Source organism: Neoluteolibacter marinus (genome assembly GCF_014904755.1).
Lineage (GTDB): Bacteria > Verrucomicrobiota > Verrucomicrobiia > Verrucomicrobiales > Akkermansiaceae > Haloferula > Haloferula marina.
Genome location: NZ_JACZFQ010000137.1, coordinates 1 through 1,997, shown reverse-complemented (window position 1 = coordinate 1,997; position 1,997 = coordinate 1). Strand labels below are relative to the sequence as shown.

2 rRNA genes are annotated in these 1,997 nt (G+C 55.8%); both read right to left on the bottom strand.

The features are described from left to right. Window positions 1-16 precede the first annotated feature (16 nt). A 5S ribosomal RNA gene (rrf, locus tag IG178_RS24160) occupies window positions 17-133 on the bottom strand. A 181-nt stretch (window positions 134-314) separates the two neighbouring features. After that, a 23S ribosomal RNA gene (locus IG178_RS24155) occupies window positions 315-1,997 on the bottom strand; the annotation flags it as partial.

Here is a 1,997-nt window from a genome sequence, read left to right as displayed (position 1 = left end):
CTCTCCGTACAAATAATTGCGGCGGCGACCTACTCTCCCACACCCATCAGAGTGCAGTACCATCGGCGCTGTGAGCCTTAGCTTCCGGGTTCGGGATGAGACCGGGCGTTTCCCTCACGCTATAACCACCGCAAACCTGCCACCACCACACACCGCAGTGCGCGTGGAAACCTGTTCACGAACCTACCACCCACCACCACCAACCCCGCGAACGGGAACCAGATGGTTGTGGGACGGTGTTGTTCCAAAACCGTACAGTGGACGCGAAACACGCTGCTATTCACACCCCAAACGGGGCTGCAAGACATGTTGTGTGTGTGAAGATCATCGGCTTATTAGTACTGGTCAGCTCCACGAGTCGTCAGTCCTCGCTACCACATCCAGCCTATCAACCCAGTAGTCTCCTGGGAGCCTCACCCCCACAAAGGAGGAAGGAAATCTCATCTCGAAGCAAGCTTCCCGCTTAGATGCTTTCAGCGGTTATCTCTCCCGAACGTAGCCAATCAGCCATGCACCTGGCGGTACAACTGACATACCAGAGGTTCGTCCGTCCCGGTCCTCTCGTACTAAGGACAGACCTTCTCAAATTTCCAACGCGCGCAGCGGATAGGGACCGAACTGTCTCACGACGTTCTGAACCCAGCTCGCGTGCCGCTTTAATGGGCGAACAGCCCAACCCTTGGGACCAACTCCAGCCCCAGGATGCGACGAGCCGACATCGAGGTGCCAAACCATGCCGTCGATATGGACTCTTGGGCAAGATCAGCCTGTTATCCCCGAGGTACCTTTTATCCGTTGAGCGACGGCCATTCCACAATGTACCGCCGGATCACTAGTCCCGACTTTCGTCCCTGCTCGAGCCGTCACTCTCACAGTCAAGCTCCCTTGTGCACTTGCACTCAACACCTGATTGCCAACCAGGCTGAGGGAACCTTTGGGCGCCTCCGTTACTCTTTAGGAGGCAACCGCCCCAGTTAAACTACCCATCAGGCACTGTCCCTGACCCGGATCACGGGCCGAAGTTAGATATCCAGAGCGACCAGAGTGGTATTTCAACAACGACTCCACGAACACTGGCGTGTCCGCTTCACAGTCTCCCACCTATCCTACACAAGCCGCACCGAACACCAATACCAAACTATAGTAAAGGTCTCGGGGTCTTTCCGTCCTGCTGCGCGTAACGAGCATCTTTACTCGTACTGCAATTTCGCCGAGTTCATGGTTGAGACAGCGGGGAAGTCGTTACTCCATTCGTGCAGGTCGGAACTTACCCGACAAGGAATTTCGCTACCTTAGGATGGTTATAGTTACCACCGCCGTTTACTGGGGCTTAAATTCTCCGCTTCGACTTGCGTCTAACAGGTCCTCTTAACCTTCCAGCACCGGGCAGGAGTCAGTCCGTATACATCGTCTTACGACTTCGCACGGACCTGTGTTTTTGATAAACAGTCGCTTCCCCCTGGTCTCTGCGACCCTTACCCCCTCCACACCGCAAGGGCATGTCAGGGTCCGGGCCCCCCTTCTCCCGAAGTTACGGGGGCATTTTGCCGAGTTCCTTAACCATGATTCTCTCGAACGCCTTAGTATTCTCTACCTGATCACCTGTGTCGGTTTGGGGTACGGGCGGCTAGAACCTCACGTCGATGCTTTTCTCGGCAGCATAGGATCACCGAATCCCCCACCAAAGGGGTCCCATCACGTCTCAAGCTATATGAGCCACGGATTTACCAATGACTCGCCCTACACGCTTAGACCAGGACTACCATCGCCTGGCTCGGCTACCTTCCTGCGTCACACCTGTTAACACGCTTACCTCCCTGGATCAGGTCCCACGCATCCCACCACAACCACACACCACAAAGTGGCGCATGAGAAACGGGTGGAACCGGTGGTTAGTATCCCCAGTTCAGTATGGGCGGTTCTTCGCCGGTACGGGAATATCAACCCGTTGTCCATCGACTACGCCTGTCGGCCTCGCCTTAGGTCCCGACTCACCC